This window comes from Bacillus sp. FSL R9-9530, from assembly GCF_038008145.1.
Classification (GTDB): Bacteria; Bacillota; Bacilli; order Bacillales; family Bacillaceae_G; genus Bacillus_A; species Bacillus_A mycoides.
The window spans coordinates 4,511,568-4,528,714 of sequence record NZ_JBBOYO010000001.1 but is presented as its reverse complement, the minus strand read 5'-3'; the positions used below and the strand labels follow the sequence as shown (position 1 = coordinate 4,528,714).

The 17,147-nt window shown below is 38.4% G+C and carries 18 protein-coding genes and 1 rRNA gene; 8 read left to right on the top strand and 11 right to left on the bottom strand.

What is annotated here, in order from left to right; all coding sequences use genetic code 11:
• Nucleotides 1-87 precede the first annotated feature (87 nt).
• Nucleotides 88-1,639, bottom strand: a 16S ribosomal RNA gene (locus MKX66_RS22775).
• A 550-nt stretch (nucleotides 1,640-2,189) separates the two neighbouring features.
• Between MKX66_RS22775 and MKX66_RS22770 the strand changes: the two genes are divergently transcribed.
• The gene (locus MKX66_RS22770; protein ID WP_002143579.1) at nucleotides 2,190-2,873 is read left to right on the top strand and encodes an MgtC/SapB family protein; all 684 of its coding nucleotides are present in this window, start codon (nucleotides 2,190-2,192) and stop codon (nucleotides 2,871-2,873) included.
• A 95-nt stretch (nucleotides 2,874-2,968) separates the two neighbouring features.
• Nucleotides 2,969-3,964 (top strand): potassium channel family protein, encoded by a 996-nt coding sequence (locus MKX66_RS22765; RefSeq protein WP_061673634.1) that lies wholly within the window; start codon nucleotides 2,969-2,971, stop codon nucleotides 3,962-3,964.
• On the opposite strand, the gene MKX66_RS22760 is transcribed toward MKX66_RS22765, so the two are convergent.
• Both MKX66_RS22760 and MKX66_RS22755 read right to left on the bottom strand, forming a co-directional pair.
• Nucleotides 3,951-4,364, bottom strand: a complete 414-nt coding sequence (locus MKX66_RS22760) for a YugN-like family protein (protein ID WP_002131278.1) — start codon at nucleotides 4,362-4,364, stop codon at nucleotides 3,951-3,953. The two genes, MKX66_RS22765 and MKX66_RS22760, sit on opposite strands and share 14 nt — an antisense overlap.
• 108 nt (nucleotides 4,365-4,472) lie before the next feature.
• A complete protein-coding gene (locus MKX66_RS22755) occupies nucleotides 4,473-5,825 on the bottom strand; it encodes a glucose-6-phosphate isomerase (protein ID WP_002015845.1) in 1,353 nt (450 codons plus the stop codon).
• A gap of 282 nt (nucleotides 5,826-6,107) precedes the next feature.
• Here MKX66_RS22755 and MKX66_RS22750 point away from each other — a divergent pair, with 282 nt between their 5' ends.
• Nucleotides 6,108-6,341, top strand: coding sequence for a DUF378 domain-containing protein (locus tag MKX66_RS22750; protein WP_002034535.1), 234 nt, complete (start codon nucleotides 6,108-6,110; stop codon nucleotides 6,339-6,341).
• Between the two features lie 112 nt (nucleotides 6,342-6,453).
• Here MKX66_RS22750 and yugI read toward each other — a convergent pair whose 3' ends face one another.
• The 3 genes from yugI to MKX66_RS22735 form a co-directional block, all read right to left on the bottom strand.
• Nucleotides 6,454-6,798 carry a S1 domain-containing post-transcriptional regulator GSP13 gene (yugI, locus tag MKX66_RS22745; RefSeq protein WP_002015848.1) on the bottom strand — a complete coding sequence of 115 codons (345 nt, stop codon included), beginning with the start codon at nucleotides 6,796-6,798 and terminating at the stop codon, nucleotides 6,454-6,456.
• Between the two features lie 252 nt (nucleotides 6,799-7,050).
• Complete coding sequence (locus tag MKX66_RS22740) at nucleotides 7,051-8,241, bottom strand: aminotransferase (RefSeq protein WP_002129685.1); 1,191 nt, start codon at nucleotides 8,239-8,241, stop codon at nucleotides 7,051-7,053.
• Nucleotides 8,238-8,735: an Lrp/AsnC family transcriptional regulator gene (locus tag MKX66_RS22735; RefSeq protein ID WP_341087177.1), complete on the bottom strand. Its 498-nt coding sequence runs from the start codon at nucleotides 8,733-8,735 to the stop codon at nucleotides 8,238-8,240. Before MKX66_RS22735 ends, MKX66_RS22740 begins: the two co-directional genes overlap by 4 nt.
• 262 nt (nucleotides 8,736-8,997) lie before the next feature.
• On the opposite strand from MKX66_RS22735, the gene MKX66_RS22730 reads away from it, so the two are divergent.
• A complete protein-coding gene (locus tag MKX66_RS22730; protein ID WP_002034537.1) occupies nucleotides 8,998-9,978 on the top strand; it encodes a 2-hydroxyacid dehydrogenase in 981 nt (326 codons plus the stop codon).
• 203 nt (nucleotides 9,979-10,181) lie between these two features.
• Nucleotides 10,182-11,021 carry an alpha/beta fold hydrolase gene (locus MKX66_RS22725; RefSeq protein ID WP_002034539.1) on the top strand — a complete coding sequence of 280 codons (840 nt, stop codon included), beginning with the start codon at nucleotides 10,182-10,184 and terminating at the stop codon, nucleotides 11,019-11,021.
• A gap of 215 nt (nucleotides 11,022-11,236) precedes the next feature.
• Here the strand turns inward: MKX66_RS22725 and MKX66_RS22720 are convergent, their stop codons facing one another.
• A complete protein-coding gene (locus tag MKX66_RS22720) occupies nucleotides 11,237-11,488 on the bottom strand; it encodes a YugE family protein (protein WP_002015854.1) in 252 nt (83 codons plus the stop codon).
• A gap of 117 nt (nucleotides 11,489-11,605) precedes the next feature.
• Here MKX66_RS22720 and MKX66_RS22715 point away from each other — a divergent pair, with 117 nt between their 5' ends.
• Nucleotides 11,606-12,757 (top strand): MalY/PatB family protein, encoded by a 1,152-nt coding sequence (locus MKX66_RS22715; protein ID WP_341087176.1) that lies wholly within the window; start codon nucleotides 11,606-11,608, stop codon nucleotides 12,755-12,757.
• A gap of 117 nt (nucleotides 12,758-12,874) precedes the next feature.
• Here MKX66_RS22715 and sodC read toward each other — a convergent pair whose 3' ends face one another.
• Together sodC and MKX66_RS22705 are read right to left on the bottom strand one after the other, a co-directional pair.
• Complete coding sequence (gene sodC / locus MKX66_RS22710) at nucleotides 12,875-13,414, bottom strand: superoxide dismutase [Cu-Zn] (protein ID WP_002143588.1); 540 nt, start codon at nucleotides 13,412-13,414, stop codon at nucleotides 12,875-12,877.
• Nucleotides 13,415-13,481: 67 nt separating this feature from the next.
• Nucleotides 13,482-13,658 carry a hypothetical protein gene (locus MKX66_RS22705; protein WP_000982764.1) on the bottom strand — a complete coding sequence of 59 codons (177 nt, stop codon included), beginning with the start codon at nucleotides 13,656-13,658 and terminating at the stop codon, nucleotides 13,482-13,484.
• Between the two features lie 174 nt (nucleotides 13,659-13,832).
• Here MKX66_RS22705 and MKX66_RS22700 point away from each other — a divergent pair, with 174 nt between their 5' ends.
• Nucleotides 13,833-14,216 (top strand): kinase-associated lipoprotein B, encoded by a 384-nt coding sequence (locus MKX66_RS22700; protein ID WP_001209324.1) that lies wholly within the window; start codon nucleotides 13,833-13,835, stop codon nucleotides 14,214-14,216.
• Between the two features lie 40 nt (nucleotides 14,217-14,256).
• Here the strand turns inward: MKX66_RS22700 and kapD are convergent, their stop codons facing one another.
• Entirely contained in the window at nucleotides 14,257-14,880 is a 624-nt protein-coding gene (gene kapD, locus MKX66_RS22695) for a 3'-5' exonuclease KapD (protein WP_002034559.1), read from the bottom strand.
• Nucleotides 14,881-15,170: 290 nt separating this feature from the next.
• Between kapD and MKX66_RS22690 the strand changes: the two genes are divergently transcribed.
• A complete protein-coding gene (locus MKX66_RS22690) occupies nucleotides 15,171-16,496 on the top strand; it encodes an ArsB/NhaD family transporter (protein ID WP_002139350.1) in 1,326 nt (441 codons plus the stop codon).
• Nucleotides 16,497-16,599: 103 nt separating this feature from the next.
• On the opposite strand, the gene MKX66_RS22685 is transcribed toward MKX66_RS22690, so the two are convergent.
• Nucleotides 16,600-17,067: a hypothetical protein gene (locus MKX66_RS22685; protein ID WP_002034556.1), complete on the bottom strand. Its 468-nt coding sequence runs from the start codon at nucleotides 17,065-17,067 to the stop codon at nucleotides 16,600-16,602.
• Nucleotides 17,068-17,147 lie beyond the last annotated feature (80 nt).

The following is a 17,147-nucleotide window of genomic DNA, read 5'->3' as shown; positions in this document are numbered from 1 at the left end:
TAAACTTGAGAGATAGTTCTCTCAAAACTGAACGAAACAAAACAAGTCAACGTTTATTGATGAACTGCGTTCATCAATTCTCCATAGAAAGGAGGTGATCCAGCCGCACCTTCCGATACGGCTACCTTGTTACGACTTCACCCCAATCATCTGTCCCACCTTAGGCGGCTGGCTCCATAAAGGTTACCCCACCGACTTCGGGTGTTACAAACTCTCGTGGTGTGACGGGCGGTGTGTACAAGGCCCGGGAACGTATTCACCGCGGCATGCTGATCCGCGATTACTAGCGATTCCAGCTTCATGTAGGCGAGTTGCAGCCTACAATCCGAACTGAGAACGGTTTTATGAGATTAGCTCCACCTCGCGGTCTTGCAGCTCTTTGTACCGTCCATTGTAGCACGTGTGTAGCCCAGGTCATAAGGGGCATGATGATTTGACGTCATCCCCACCTTCCTCCGGTTTGTCACCGGCAGTCACCTTAGAGTGCCCAACTTAATGATGGCAACTAAGATCAAGGGTTGCGCTCGTTGCGGGACTTAACCCAACATCTCACGACACGAGCTGACGACAACCATGCACCACCTGTCACTCTGCTCCCGAAGGAGAAGCTCTATCTCTAGAGTTTTCAGAGGATGTCAAGACCTGGTAAGGTTCTTCGCGTTGCTTCGAATTAAACCACATGCTCCACCGCTTGTGCGGGCCCCCGTCAATTCCTTTGAGTTTCAGCCTTGCGGCCGTACTCCCCAGGCGGAGTGCTTAATGCGTTAACTTCAGCACTAAAGGGCGGAAACCCTCTAACACTTAGCACTCATCGTTTACGGCGTGGACTACCAGGGTATCTAATCCTGTTTGCTCCCCACGCTTTCGCGCCTCAGTGTCAGTTACAGACCAGAAAGTCGCCTTCGCCACTGGTGTTCCTCCATATCTCTACGCATTTCACCGCTACACATGGAATTCCACTTTCCTCTTCTGCACTCAAGTCTCCCAGTTTCCAATGACCCTCCACGGTTGAGCCGTGGGCTTTCACATCAGACTTAAGAAACCACCTGCGCGCGCTTTACGCCCAATAATTCCGGATAACGCTTGCCACCTACGTATTACCGCGGCTGCTGGCACGTAGTTAGCCGTGGCTTTCTGGTTAGGTACCGTCAAGGTGCCAGCTTATTCAACTAGCACTTGTTCTTCCCTAACAACAGAGTTTTACGACCCGAAAGCCTTCATCACTCACGCGGCGTTGCTCCGTCAGACTTTCGTCCATTGCGGAAGATTCCCTACTGCTGCCTCCCGTAGGAGTCTGGGCCGTGTCTCAGTCCCAGTGTGGCCGATCACCCTCTCAGGTCGGCTACGCATCGTCGCCTTGGTGAGCCGTTACCTCACCAACTAGCTAATGCGACGCGGGTCCATCCATAAGTGACAGCCGAAGCCGCCTTTCAATTTCGAACTATGCAGTTCAAAATATTATCCGGTATTAGCCCCGGTTTCCCGGAGTTATCCCAGTCTTATGGGTAGGTTACCCACGTGTTACTCACCCGTCCGCCGCTAACTTCATAAGAGCAAGCTCTTAATCCATTCGCTCGACTTGCATGTATTAGGCACGCCGCCAGCGTTCATCCTGAGCCAGGATCAAACTCTCCAATAAAGTTAGTTTGTCTAGCATCTAAAAATAAAAATTGACGTTCACGTTGTTTGTTTCGTTCAGTTTTCAAAGAACTTATCTGCCGCTTCAGAAGCGACTTCATCATATTAACATCTTCATTTTTCGATGTCAACTATGTTTTTCAATTTCTTTTTTGTCGTTTTCTGCGTTTCTGCATCAGCGACGTTTATTAATATATCATGTGAAAAAATGAAATGCAACACCTTTTGAAAACTTTTTTGAAACCAACTACATTTCTTTTTTAATATCATATACTTAAACGAAACATCTCTTTCATTTCTAAGTAATTCCTACATATATTCTATAGAAAGTCACTCTGTCAAAAAACGTTTCTTTCTATATAAAGTGAAACTTTAATCAGTGGGGTGTTCATCCCCCACTGATTATTAGCCTTCACCAATCGGGCATTTACGGGCAGTCGTCTCCCACCTAACTTTCTCGCATTCGGCGAATTTTGAGGCGGGGCTGACTGCCCGCAAATAGTGGGATAAACGTTTTATTCATATACCATATCATACAAGGAGGAATATACATGGACTACACCGACTTATTAATAAAACTAGGTCTCTCGGCTATTTTAGGATTCGCTATCGGTTTAGAGCGCGAATTAAAACGTAAACCACTCGGCTTAAAAACGTGTTTAGTTATTTCTATTATTAGTTGCCTCCTAACTATTGTTTCTATTAAAGCAGCTTACAACTTACCACATACCGATCATATGAATATGGATCCACTTCGACTTGCCGCTCAAATTGTATCAGGAATTGGTTTTTTAGGTGCCGGTGTAATTTTACGCAGAGGAAACGATAGTATTGCGGGGTTAACGACCGCCGCTATGATTTGGGGTGCTTCTGGCATCGGCATTGCCGTTGGAGCTGGTTTCTATATCGAGGCTATTTTCGGAATGTGTTTCCTTATGATTAGTGTAGAACTTATACCATTAGCGATGAAATACGTCGGTCCTAGATCATTTCGCCAACGTGATATCGCAGTGAGACTCGTTGTACGAAATATGGACAATATCCCGACCGTAATTGAAGAAATAAAAGAAATGGATATAAAAGTTAAGAACATGAAGCTCAAAACATTGGAAAATGGTTCGCACTATTTACATTTAAAATTGTCTATCGATCAAAAAAGACATACTGCTGATGTTTATTATGCTCTTCAGCATCTTGAAAGTGTTCAACAAACTGAAGTTGAAAGTATGTATTAATTATGAAATGAACTCTCTTTTTAATTAGAGAGTTTTTCTTTTTTCTATAATGGTAACAATGAATGTAGTCCTGAAAAGTAAGGAGGAATAGGAACTTGAAATCCCGTCCGAATTTAGTAGATACATTTCGTGATTCCATTATTTTCCGTTTAATTTGCTTTATTATTGTACTTACTGCCCTCTCCGGCTTTCTTATACATATATTAGAGCCATCTCACTTCACCACATGGTTCGACGGGGTTTGGTGGTCAATCGTTACCATTTTCACCGTTGGATACGGCGATTTCGCCCCCCATACAACGATAGGAAAACTTATTGGTATATGTATTATTTTATTAGGAACGGGATTTTGTTCTTATTATATGGTTCTATTCGCTACCGACATGATTAATAAACAATATATGAGAATTAAAGGTGAAACAGCTGCTACCTCTAATGGTCATATGATTATCGTTGGCTGGAATGAGCGTGCAAAACATGTTGTAAAACAAATGCACATATTACAACCGAACCTTGATATCGTTTTAATTGATGAAACACTTTCTTTACTTCCAAAGCCATTTCATCATTTAGAATTTATAAAAGGTTGTCCGCATCACGATCAAACTTTATTAAAAGCTAACATTACAACAGCTCACACTATATTAATAACAGCGGATAAAGAGAAGAACGAAAGCTTAGCAGATACACAGTCCATTTTAAATATTTTAACTGCAAAAGGACTTAATCCAAACATTCACTGCATCGCTGAACTTCTTACTTCTGAACAAATCCAAAATGCAACGAGAGCTGGCGTATCAGAAATTATAGAAGGAAATAAATTAACGAGCTATGTATTTACCGCTTCTCTTTTATTCCCTTCCATTTCAGGTGTACTATTCTCACTTTACGATGAAATCTCTGATAACAAATTACAACTGATGGAGATTCCCCCGTCCTGTACCGGACAATCCTTTGCAAATTGTAGCTATACTCTTTTAAAGCAAAACATTCTCTTACTAGGTGTAAAGCGCGACGAACAATATATGATCAATCCAGTTCATTCTTTCATTCTCATCGAAAGCGACATACTCATCGTTATTCACCATTAAAAAAATGATTTTCTAGTTCTTGTACCAATACTTTACCAATATTGACATACTTTCTTTTCACATCTCCATCTGGATCTTGCGGCTCCGCAAATTGATCCAATCCACTCGTTCCAGCTGTTAAAGCATTAACATTATCATCTAGTTCGTCTTGATATACGTGCGAAAGAATATACGGTGTTTCAAGACGGACTATTACACCAGGCACATCTAGTTCCCCATCCACCGCTGTAAATGGTACGCGTAAAAATTGATACCCTTCTTCTTCGTCGATTTTATAATCAAAGCATCCTTTATCATAATCCCAATTGCCGCCAATACTATATCCAAGTGGTTTCATAACCTCTTCTAACTTATATAACGCATATGTACATCCTTCTAATTTTGATTGAATCGGAATCAAGCCCATCCCTCCTAGACTTTTCCTTTAGCATACCCATTCTAGTTTGAATATACCGATGTACCTTTCAATAAAATAATAAAAAGCGACCGGAGACCCGATCGCTTTTTATTATTTTAAACGCTCTTCTAATTCTGCTTTTAATTCTTCAAATCCTGGTTTACCAAGTAAAGCAAACATGTTTTTCTTGTATGCTTCTACTCCTGGTTGGTCAAATGGATTTACGCCTAATAGGTAGCCGCTCATCGCACATGCTTTTTCGAAGAAGTATACAAGGTAACCGAATGTGTACTCATTTAATTCAGGGATGTTTACGATTAAGTTTGGTACTCCGCCATCGCTATGTGCAAGTAATGTACCTTCGTATGCTTTTGTGTTTACGAAGTCTATCGTTTCACCAGCAAGGTAGTTTAATCCATCTAAATCGTTGTCGTCTAATTCGATTTTTAGTTCGTGTGTAGATTTACCTACTTTAAGAACTGTTTCGAATAGGTCACGACGACCTTCTTGAATGTATTGACCTAATGAGTGTAAGTCAGTTGAGAAGTTTGCTGAAGATGGGAAAATACCTTTTTGATCTTTTCCTTCACTTTCACCAAATAACTGTTTCCACCACTCAGAGAAGTAGTGAAGTGCTGGCTCATAGTTAACAAGCATTTCAATTGTTTTCCCTTTATTATATAGAGCATTACGAACTACTGCGTATTGGTAAGCTGGGTTTTCTTCAAGTTCTGATTTCGCGAAATCATTATGACCAGCAGCTGCACCTTTCATCATCTCTTCAATGTTTAGGCCACTTACAGCGATTGGCAATAAACCTACTGGTGTTAATACAGAGAAACGACCGCCAACATCATCTGGAATAACGAACGTTTCGTAGCCTTCATTATCAGATAATGTTTTTAAAGCACCGCGCGCTTTATCTGTAGTCGCATAAATACGTTTGCGTGCTTCTTCTTTTCCATACTTTTCTTCTAATAATTTACGGAAAATACGGAATGCGATTGCAGGCTCTGTTGTTGTACCTGATTTGGAAATAACGTTAATAGAAAAGTCTTTACCTTCTAGTACGTCCATTAAATCTTTCATGTAAGTGGAGCTAATGTTTTGTCCAACAAATAGCACTTGTGGAGTTTTACGTTGTTCTTTAGAAAGCGTGTTATAGAAAGAATGGTTTAACATTTCAATTGCTGCGCGTGCTCCTAGGTAAGAACCACCAATACCTACAACAAGTAAAATGTCAGAGTCATTTTTAATTTTTTCTGCGCATTTTTGAATGCGAGCGAATTCTTCTTTGTCATATTGAAGCGGAAGCTCTACCCACCCAAGGAAATCGTTCCCAGCTCCAGTTTTTTCGTGGATTGCATGATGTGTTACTTTTACTGCATCACGTAAATAAGTTAGTTCATTTTCACCGATGAAGGATAACGCTTTAGAATAGTCGAACGTTACATGTGTACTCATCTTTTTCCCTCCAATTATGTATATGTATTTCTGTATTCACTTTAGCGAAACTAAAGTTGTAAATCAAGCGATTCAACAATTGTAAACGTAACCATTATTTATTTTTTAGAAAAAGTTCATTTTTTGCATAAAAATTCGAATTTTTCGGTATAGATGTATATACATCGTTTTTCGTACATTTTTCATGTATAAAAACAACAAAACTATACCATTCTATAAAGGAGTTAAATTTTCTTATTAACTCCTTGCTTGCTCACGCTTCACATTAAGGGGGGGCTTTTCATGAGTACCTTGCAACGTATCGCATTAGTCTTCACTGTAATCGGCGCTGTTAACTGGGGACTGATCGGGTTCTTCCAGTTTGACTTAGTAGCGGCTATTTTCGGGGGACAGAACTCAGCTCTTGCACGTATTATTTACGGCATCGTTGGTATTTCTGGGCTTATCAATCTCGGCTTACTATTTAAACCATCCGAGAATCTTGGTACTCACCCAGAAACACATGAAATTCAATAGTCAGTATGTCTTTTTCGCCTCCGACATACGAATATGATTGCATGCAATCATATTTGCAAATATATATATCATAAGTCACAGTAAAAGAGGAACGCTCATATGCGTTCCTCTTTTACTTTATTACCTCCGACTCTTCAATCCATTCTGCTAGCTTTTCTCGCAGTGTATTAAATCCGTTCTCTGATGGATTCGGTATAAGAATTCGTCCTTGCTTTCTTTTCGCCGCTTTTAACGATAAACTCATTTTTCTGTGTTCTTCATCAATTGAAAGTACTTTTACTTCTACTGTATCTCCGACCTTTAAAAAGTCATGAATGTCTTTTACATACCCATTTGTGATTTCAGATATATGCACAAGTCCTTGTGTTTCTGCATCCAAAGCTACAAATGCACCGTAATCTTGAATTCCAGTTACTTTCCCTGTTACAACCACTCCCGTTGTATATTGTTCTGACATGTGAAACACTCCCATACGTTTACCATTTTCTCTACAATTGTAAATAGCAAAGCAGATGTATTTATTGTTAAATATCCGATTAGTGAGTAAGTATCCTAAGTAAAACACCGAGGATACTCCACCTTATATTAGTAAATTATACCACTTCGATAGAACTCATTCAAAATTCACGAAAAAATTTCCTGTAATACGTATAATTCTCCAATATTAGGATAGAATACTAACACATGGCTTTCTAGTATTCCCCCCCTTTTATGGACAAAACGTATTGTGTTTTGTCCTTTTTTTATTCTCTATGAACCGTTCCATTCTCTTCATTGCTTCCATAAGTTGCTCAAGCGATGTTGCATATGAACAACGAATAAATCCTTCACCACTCCCGCCAAACACATTTCCAGGAACAACAGCCACTTTTTCTTCTAATAATAACTGCTCTGCAAATTCTGCTGAAGATAGTCCGGTTGAAGCTATAGAAGGGAAGACATAAAATGCCCCGCCTGGCACATGACATGTTAAGCCCATTTCATTGAAAGATGTCGTCATAAAGTTACGACGCTTTTTATAGCTATCTCTCATTCGAATTACTTCATCATTTCCCCCGCGTAATGCTTCAAGCGCTGCAAATTGAGACATCGTTGGTGCACACATCATTGAATACTGGTGGATTTTGAGCATTAATTCTGAAAATTGAACAGGGGCTGCAATCATCCCAAGACGCCATCCCGTCATGGCAAACCCTTTTGAAAACCCTGAAATTAAAATCGTATGGTCACGCATATTTTTAATACTCGCGAAACTCGTATATGCTTCGTCGTATACGAGCTCTGCATAAATTTCATCCGATAACACGATTAAATTATACTTCTCAACAATAACTGCTAGCTTTTCTAATTCGGATTTATTTAACATTGCGCCTGTTGGGTTATTGGGAGAACAAAGTAATATTGCCTTTGTTTTCGTTGTAATAGCTGCTTCAATTTGATCTGGCTGTACTTTAAATTCATCTTCTAATGAAGTCGCCACTGGAACTGGGACCCCGCCCGCTAACGTAACAAGCGGTGCATACGAAACGAAACTTGGTTCAATAATAAGTATTTCATCATCAGGGTTTACAATAGCACGCATCGCTACATCTAGCGCTTGACTCGCTCCAACTGTAACAATGATTTCATCATTCGGATCATAAGATACTGCAAATTGTTTTTTTAGATACTTTGCTATTTCTTGACGGAGCTCCAATAATCCTGCATTTGCTGTATATGACGTATATCCTTGTTCTAAAGAACGAATACATGCTTGCCTTACATTCCAAGGTGTAACAAAGTCCGGCTCTCCCACTCCAAGTGAAATAACACCTTTCATACTTGCCGCTAAATCAAAAAACTTTCGTATACCGGACGGTTGTAAAGATTCTGCTACTCTAGATAGGTCAAATTGCTTCACGGTGTCACCACAATTCTCTTATCATCATCTGTCTTTTCATAAATAATCCCCTCATGTTTATACTTCTTCAAAATAAAATGAGTTGTCGTTGAAACGACAGATTCAATTGTTGCTAATTTCTCAGAAACAAACATCGCTACTTCTCCCATCGTCTTTCCTTCTAATGTAATAGAAAGGTCATATGTCCCAGACATTAAATAAACGGATTTCACTTCTGAATAGCGATAAATTTGTTCAGCTACTGCATCAAAACCGACACCACGCTTCGGTGTAACTTTCACATCAATCATCGCCGTTAAACCAGTATGTTCTTTCACTTTTGTCCAATCGATATGTGTTACATAGTCCACGATAATCTTTTCACTTTCTAATTTCGTAACCATTTTTTTCGCTTCTTCTACTTCTATATTTAACAACTTCGCTAATGTATCTACAGATAAACGACTATTCTTTTCAAGACAAGCTAATAATTCCAATTCTTTCTCTTTCACCATATAAATCATCCTTCCTTTTAGTTTCTGTCTAAATTATACAAATACTCTTTCCAATTTGAAAAGAAGATTTTTTTAGTGAATTATGTCAAAATAAAGTGAAACTTTAATCAGTGGAAAGACTCACCCCGCTGATTATTATTTGAACCAATCGAGCTTTTACGGACCGTTGCTTTCCCACCTAATCTCTTTGCTTAAGCTGCTTTTTGAGGCGGGAGGCTTACTGTCCGTTAAATCGGGGTAAAGTGAAAAAACGCAGGATAAAGTGAAAGGGGATGGAACCGTGAAACCAAAAGTATATATTGCTGAACCAGTTCCAACATTTGTAGAAAACTATTTATCAGAACACTGTGATTTTGAAAAATGGGATCAAAACGAGAAAGTACCTCGTGATGTTCTATTAGAAAAAATAAAAGATAAAGATGGGTTATTAAATTTCGGATCTACTATAAATGAAGAATTATTGCAGGTTGCTCCTAATTTAAAAGTAGTAAGTAACATTTCTGTTGGCCATGATAACTTTGATTTAAAAGCGATGGAGAAACAAAATGTTATCGGAACGAATACTCCATATGTGTTAGATGATACAGTAGCCGATCTCGTTTTCGCTCTTATGTTATCTGCTGGTCGCCGTGTTTGCGAACTCAATTCCTATGTAAAAAATGGTGAATGGAACGCTGAAATTGGAAAAGAACACTTCGGACTAGATGTACATCATAGTACGATTGGTATTATCGGAATGGGACGAATTGGAGAAGCTGTCGCAAAACGAGCGAAATTCGGCTTTGATATGAATGTCCTTTACTATAACCGTCGCCGTAAAGAAGAAGCTGAGCAAAAATTTGATGCTACATATTGTGATTTACAAACTTTAATCAAACAATCTGATTTTATTATTCTTCTTACTCCATTAACAGATGAAACGTATCATCTTATCGGTGAAAAGGAATTTTCACTAATGAAAGAAACAGCAATTTTCATTAATGCTTCTCGCGGGAAAACAGTAGATGAAACTGCATTAATTCATGCGTTAACAGAAAAGAAAATATTTGCAGCCGGCATCGACACATTTACACAAGAGCCGATTCAAAAAGAGAATCCACTCTTATCATTACAAAACGTTGTAACTTTACCGCACATCGGATCTGCAACATTAAAAACTCGGCAGCAAATGGCAATGACAGCTGCTGAAAATTTAGTAGCAGGATTACAAGGAAAAACACCACCTAATATTGTGCGTGGGTAATTATAAAGTGAAACTTTAATCAGTGGGGGTTTTGTCCATCCCCACTGATTATTAGCCTTCACCAATCGGGCTTTTACGGGCCGGCAAATAGCGGGATAAATAAGCGAAAGGGAAGATGACGATGTCATCTTCCCTTTTTTTGTTAACATATTTTGTTTCTTGCCGGGAGATGATATGAACAAAAATCAATGGAGTGACAAAAAATGAACCATGAATGCAAATGCCCTTACTTCACTTTTTCCACTCGCGGGACTACTATTCATTACGAATTGTATGAACATAATACTAAAAAAGAACGACCTACTTTCGTACTCGTTCACGGCTTCCTCTCTTCCTCATTTAGCTATCGACGACTCATTCCTTTACTAACAAAGGAAGGTACAGTAATTGCCCTTGATTTACCACCATTCGGAAAAAGTGATAAATCTCATCTCTTTAAATATTCTTATCACAATTTAGCAGCTATTATTATCGATTTAATCGAACATTTATCTCTCTCGAATATTGTATTAGTTGGCCATTCTATGGGCGGACAAATTTCACTCTTTGTAAACCGACTACGCCCTGAATTAATTTCAAAGACGATTTTACTATGTAGCTCTAGTTATTTAGCACGCGCAAACTTACCTTTACTGTACTCCTCTTATTTACCGTTCTTCCACTTATACGTGAAGAACTGGATTATTCGAAGGGGCATCGTCCATAACTTAATGAATGTCGTTCATGACCATTCATTAATTGACAATGAAATGATGGAAGGCTATGCTGCTCCTTTTTATGATGATCGTATATTCCCTGCCTTAACTCGAATGATAAGAGACCGGGAAGGTGACTTATCTTCAACTGAATTACAAAAAATCGAAACCCCAGTATTACTCATTTGGGGTGAAAAAGATCGCGTCGTCCCTGTACATGTAGGACACCGTCTCCATAAGGACCTACCTAATTCAACTTTCATTTCTTACGAAAATACAGGGCACTTACTACCTGAAGAAAAGCCCGATCATGTTTATGAAGAAATTATTACGTTTGCGACGCAATAAAGTGAAGCTTTATCCGCGAGCGGTTCTATCCCCACGGATTATTAGCCTTCACCAATCGGGTTTTTACGGGCAGTTTGATTTCTCGCCTAACCTCTTTGCTTCAACCGAATTTTGAGGCGGGAGTCTTACTGCCCGCAAATAGCGGGATAAGGTGAAGCTTTAATCAATCAGCACAAATGAAAATAAACAAAAAGGCTGTCGTAAATTCCGACAGCCTATAACGAACAACTTCCGCCTTCTTTTAGTACGAGTAACTCTACTGCTAATTTTTCGCATTTTTCAAGTGCAGGTACTTCTTCAAAAGACATAAAGTATATATGTTGAATCTTCTTTGCGATGTATTTCGGATCATCAAACACACTTACGACGTTTACAACATCGCTCGCTTCTGTTTCATAAAACTCCGGTCCCATTTGAAACGGATCCCAATTTTTCACAACCTCAATCATTTTGTCATATGCACCCATCTGCTTCCCGCCTTTTCACTTTTTAATGCTTTTCTTTATCGTATCACATCAGCTATTCTATAAGAAGAGTGAGAATTTTCATAACTTAACAGTTTGACAGAAGAAAGGAGCAAACATATGCAACTATTTCATAAAACGGTAAATCGTCGCGGAACGCATAGTACAAAATGGGATACATATAAAAATGAAGAGCTCATCCACGCTTGGATTGCCGATATGGATTTTGAAGTACCAAAACCAATTCAAACTGCATTACAAAAACGCACAGAACATCCTATTTTCGGCTATACACTTCCTCCTGAAAATATTGGGGATATCATTTGTAATTGGACGAAAAGCCAATACAATTGGGAAATACAAAAAGAATGGATTGTATTTAGCGCAGGTATCGTTCCAGCTCTTAGTACGAGCATACAAGCTATAACGAAAGAAGGAGAAGCCGTACTCGTACAACCTCCTATTTATCCACCATTTTTTGAAATGGTCAAAACAAATAATAGACAATTATGTGAGAGTCCCTTATTTAAACAAAATGGCATATATAAGATAGACTTCGAGCATCTAGAAACTCAATTTAAACAAGGTGTAAAACTAATGCTTCTTTGCAGCCCTCACAATCCTATCGGGCGCGTTTGGACGAAAGAGGAGCTAACAAAACTCGGTACGTTATGTACGCAATATAATGTAACCGTTGTCGCGGATGAAATTCACGCCGATATTATTTATAGAGGCCATACTCATACACCGTTTGCTTCTTTATCTGAAGAATTAGCAGCACGCACTATTACTTGTATGGCTCCGAGCAAAACATTTAATATCGCTGGATTACAAGCATCGATCATTATTATTCCGAATGAAAATCTCCGTAATGCCTTTATGTCTATCCAATATAGACAAGGATTCCACGGATTAAATACATTTGCTTATACAGCAATGCAAAGTGCCTATACAGAATGTAATGATTGGCTAAATGAAATTCGATTGTACGTTGAAGATAACGCTCAATTTGCTTGTGAGTATATTCAAAATCACATACCAGCTCTTTCTGTAATTAAACCAGAAGGTAGTTTTTTACTGTGGATTGATTGTTCCCACTTGGATCTTTCTCAAGATGAACGAACAGCATTGCTTGAAGAGAAAGGTAAAATCATCGTTGAGCCTGGTGAGAAATACGGAATGGGCGGGGAAGCCTATATCCGAATTAACATTGGCTGTCCTAGATCTGTTTTAGAAGAAATTTTAAACAGACTACACCATACATTCTCATAACAAAAAAGGAGGCTATCCCAAAATGATTTTGGGATAGCCTCCTTTTTTCGATAAATCGATATAATTCCACTTACTATCATGCGGTTTTACAACAAAATCTACCATTCACGGTAGCTTCTATTTTTTCTTCATATCCGACACTTTTTTTACGATAACACCGCAAGCAATTCGGCCACCAGATTTACCCGTTGGTTGCGTCATACCATCATCAGCGTTTTCTGTAATAATAATAGACGCTCCATCTTTTCTATGAATCGTCGTTTTTCCTTCTTCAAGCGTTATATGCGGAGCATCGATTTCTGCTTTAATCTTTCCCGAACCGTCTGCAACTACGTTCGGTAAATCACCATTTTCCGCACCTTTCGGATTCAAGAGCCCATGTTTTTTATTATCCGGATTAAAATGATTCCCAGATGATTCGAAACGTGGCGCTTTACATTCTCCGATTTCATGCACATGTATCCCGTGTGGTCCTGGTGTAAAGCCTTCCGCTTTAATCGTAATTTTCACTCCACTTGTTTGCTGAACTACTTTTGCAGTCCCAACTTCATCACCTGAAGCATTATGTAATTTCACATCAATTTCTTTCGGCTTCCCTTGGTCACAACCCGCCATTAGAAATAATAAACAACAACTGAAAAAAAGCCGTCTTTTCATTCAATTCCCTCCAAAATGCTTTCTGCCCTTAGATTGTCCGAGCATAGAGGGAAACATACAAAATGAATTACCGTTTCTTTTCAGCTAAAAGCTTTTCTTCTACTTTCTGTAATCGCTCTGCTTCTCGTTTTGATACACGAATAAACATACGCCACGTAGCGACCGCACCGATGATAAATAGAACGCAAACAATACCTGGAATAATATACTCCGTTTTATCTTCAGGAAAATATAAAGGCATCATATGAAACACTCCTTATCGGGGAATTTATAGTAAGAATAAACATCAGAATTTTCTGTTTTATCATCTTAAATTATAATTGAAGCCTGTCATATTCTCAAGGGGGGCGTTCCGAAAGCGAATGATTTCTTTGACTCCTTCGCGCACTTTCCTTACTATAAACTTGAGGTGAAAAATATGAGAGAAACATTTGAAATTGGTGAAATCGTTACTGGTATTTATAAAACTGGAAAATACATCGGCGAAATTACAAATAGCCGTCCTGGCAGTTACGTCGTAAAAGTACTAGCTGTTTTAAAACATCCAGTGCAAGGTGACTTACATAACGTAAAACAAGCTGACGTACCATTTTTCCATGAAAGACGTGCTTTAGCTTTTCGTGAACAGACGAACATTCCAGAGCAAATGGTGAAGAAATATGAAGGAGAAATTCCGGATTATACAGAGTCACTAAAATTAGCATTAGAAACTCAAATGAATTCATTTTCTGAAGATGATTCACCTTTTGCGGGGCGTAGTCTAGAAACACTTCAGCAATTGAAGCAAGATTACAAACTTTAAAAAACAAAACGACCAAATTACATATTTTGCAATTTGGTCGTTACTGTGTACTCACTTTCTTTAACACTTTCGAAAAATCAACAAGTTCCCCTAATGTCGGAGGTGCTGGTTTGACTAAATACTCTTTATCTTTTTCTACTAACTTAAAAATATTATATGTCGTCATCGCATCATCAAGCGCACAATGATGCTTTCCTGTTCCTGCTTTTCCATACGCCTCAATTGCTTTCCACAGCCCTGTTTGATTTCTCTCTCCAAAAAACTTCTTATACTCAAGCGATAAATCACGACACTGTCCAAAGAATGGAAATTCTACTCCCGCCATTTCACAGTTATGCTTTAAGACTTTCATATCCATATTTCCCCACGTTACAATTGTCGGTTTACCACTCTTCTCATATTCTGCAAGTTTCTCAACAAGTTCATGAAAAGAAATTCCTTTGTCCACTACTTCCTGTTTAATTCCTAAAAATTTTTTACATCGATCCGTTAAAGACGGAAATGTTTTCGGTCTAATATGCGATGAATACGTATCTTCCACCTTACAACCAACAACTGAAACGAGTCCGACCTCAATAATTTCTGGGAAAAAACCTTTTGGCTTTTTTCTATGCTGGGGCATCGTAAACTCAAAGTCTAAAAACAAAAATCGTTGTTCATCCATACGATCCCTTCCTTATCATATTTGTCATTCCTTTCTATTTGACACTCCTACACGAACAAGCTCGAATGCTGATTCGATTTTAAATATTCAGATTGGATGTATCTTATATATATGTCAGATGCCCACAAATATTTTTAAAAATAAGAAAAAATGACCTATGCAGAAAATATGACAAAATAAACCCTTCCATTTACATCCGCCATTTTTCTACTTTATAATGACGTTATGTGTGTTTCATCTAGTTAATTTTTTGACACACTAAGAAAAGTGAATGAAAGGAGATGAGAGTTTTGCACGAAACAACGCAAGAACTCGCAAACTGGCAGTATTATTTCGCTATCGCAGTCTTTTTAATTACATATGCCATTATTATTTCTGAAAAAATTAACCGTGCTGTCATCGCACTTCTTGGTGCAGCATTCATGGTAATTGCAGGGGTCGTTGACTTACACAATGCCTTTACGAAACATATTGAATGGGGAACAATTACATTACTCATCGGTATGATGATACTCGTAAACATTACAAGTAAGTCAGGTGTCTTCCAATACGTTGCCATTAAAGCCGCAAAAGGAGCACAAGGAAATCCAATTAAAATTTTAATTTCACTTTCCTTACTTACCGCGCTCGGCTCCGCATTTTTAGATAACGTTACAACAGTACTTCTTGTTGTTCCAGTTACTTTATCTATTACGCGCATCTTGCAAGTAAATCCTGTTCCATATTTACTTTCTGAAATTATTTTTTCAAATATCGGAGGAACAGCAACATTAATTGGTGATCCGCCAAACATTATGATTGGTTCTGCAAATAAGCATTTAGATTTCAATGCTTTCTTATTCAACTTAGCACCTATCGTGATCATCATTATTGCTGTTACGGCAACAATTCTTTACTTCATGTACCGTAAGCAATTAATTGCTGATCCTGTACAAATTAAAAAATTAATGAGCTTAGATGAAAAACAATACATTAAAGACCCAGTATTAATGAAGAAATCTTTAACAGTACTTGGCCTTACTATTTTAGGTTTCATGACTCATTCCATTTTCCATATTGATGCAGCTATCATCGCCTTAACTGGCGCTACTGTACTTATGCTAATCGGTGTGAAAGAGCATGAAATTGAAGAGGTATTCGCAAGTGTAGAGTGGGTAACAATCTTCTTCTTCGCGGGACTATTCGTACTCGTTGGAGGACTTATTGATATCGGGCTTATCAAAATGTTAGCTCAAAAAGTAATTGGAATAACAGGCGGAGATATTTCTCAGGCATCTATCCTTATTCTATGGGTATCTGGTATCGCCTCTGCAACAATCGATAACATTCCATTCGTCGCAACAATGATTCCACTTATTAACGATATGGCAGTTGGGCTAGGTTTATCACCTTCTGACGCACAAGTCGACGTACTATGGTGGGCATTAGCATTAGGTGCTTGCTTAGGTGGAAACGGAACATTAATCGGGGCTTCTGCTAACGTAATCGTAGCTGGTATCGCAAGTCGTGAAGGACATAAATTCAGCTACATGGAATTCCTTAAAGTCGGCTTCCCAATTATGATCGTTTCATTAATCATTTCTCATATTTACATTTACTTACGCTATCTTATGTAGTAGAAAAAAGCGCCCTGCTCAGCAGGGCGCTTTCGTTCTTTTTTCAGCATATCCGAATTATTATAGAACCAAATATATCGACCGCAGGGCAACTTTGATACGCCTACTCGTTATACCTCACCGGCTCATTCCGAATAATGAACAAATGAATCGGCAAGAAAACCGAAAATGTGATTGTATGAATGATCGTAAATAGTATGGAATTCGTTCCGTATCTATCCAAAATAGCATAGATAAGATAAATAGACAGTACAAGTGATACAGCTGTTGCTAATATATATAGAATTGGTACGAAATTAAAGATGAAGCATCCAACATATATGCCAAATACTTTCCACCCTGCTTCTTCTTTCAAGAAATCTGGTAATTTATCTTTCGCTAAATCACCCCATATCTTACTATTTATAAACGGAATAAAAGCAAGAACACCATCAGTTGCACCATCATTTTTTGCCATCGTATAAAGTGCAAAAGCCGTTAACAAATACGAAATAATTGCCCAAATTATTATAACAAGCATAAACGCAAAACTAAGAGCAAAGAAACCTGCTAGTACGCCTTGATCTTCCATCTTATCCTCTCCTCTCTCTTCTCAACATATTTCATTACAGTGCAAGTTATGTTTTAAAATTTAACCAAACTCTTTGTATA

What these genes read in the sequence shown, in the direction of transcription:
- MKX66_RS22715 (WP_341087176.1), top strand. Translation starts at nt 11,606, where the DNA reads ATGCAACTATTTCATAAAACGGTAAATCGTCGCGGAACGCATAGTACA.
- MKX66_RS22755 (WP_002015845.1), bottom strand. Translation starts at nt 5,825, where the DNA reads ATGAGTACACATGTAACGTTCGACTATTCTAAAGCGTTATCCTTCATC.
- MKX66_RS22700 (WP_001209324.1), top strand. Translation starts at nt 13,833, where the DNA reads ATGAGAGAAACATTTGAAATTGGTGAAATCGTTACTGGTATTTATAAA.
- kapD (WP_002034559.1), bottom strand. Translation starts at nt 14,880, where the DNA reads ATGGATGAACAACGATTTTTGTTTTTAGACTTTGAGTTTACGATGCCC.
- MKX66_RS22685 (WP_002034556.1), bottom strand. Translation starts at nt 17,067, where the DNA reads ATGGAAGATCAAGGCGTACTAGCAGGTTTCTTTGCTCTTAGTTTTGCG.
- MKX66_RS22750 (WP_002034535.1), top strand. Translation starts at nt 6,108, where the DNA reads ATGAGTACCTTGCAACGTATCGCATTAGTCTTCACTGTAATCGGCGCT.
- MKX66_RS22705 (WP_000982764.1), bottom strand. Translation starts at nt 13,658, where the DNA reads ATGATGCCTTTATATTTTCCTGAAGATAAAACGGAGTATATTATTCCA.
- yugI (WP_002015848.1), bottom strand. Translation starts at nt 6,798, where the DNA reads ATGTCAGAACAATATACAACGGGAGTGGTTGTAACAGGGAAAGTAACT.
- MKX66_RS22720 (WP_002015854.1), bottom strand. Translation starts at nt 11,488, where the DNA reads ATGGGTGCATATGACAAAATGATTGAGGTTGTGAAAAATTGGGATCCG.
- MKX66_RS22770 (WP_002143579.1), top strand. Translation starts at nt 2,190, where the DNA reads ATGGACTACACCGACTTATTAATAAAACTAGGTCTCTCGGCTATTTTA.
- MKX66_RS22725 (WP_002034539.1), top strand. Translation starts at nt 10,182, where the DNA reads ATGAACCATGAATGCAAATGCCCTTACTTCACTTTTTCCACTCGCGGG.
- sodC (WP_002143588.1), bottom strand. Translation starts at nt 13,414, where the DNA reads ATGAAAAGACGGCTTTTTTTCAGTTGTTGTTTATTATTTCTAATGGCG.
- MKX66_RS22735 (WP_341087177.1), bottom strand. Translation starts at nt 8,735, where the DNA reads ATGGTGAAAGAGAAAGAATTGGAATTATTAGCTTGTCTTGAAAAGAAT.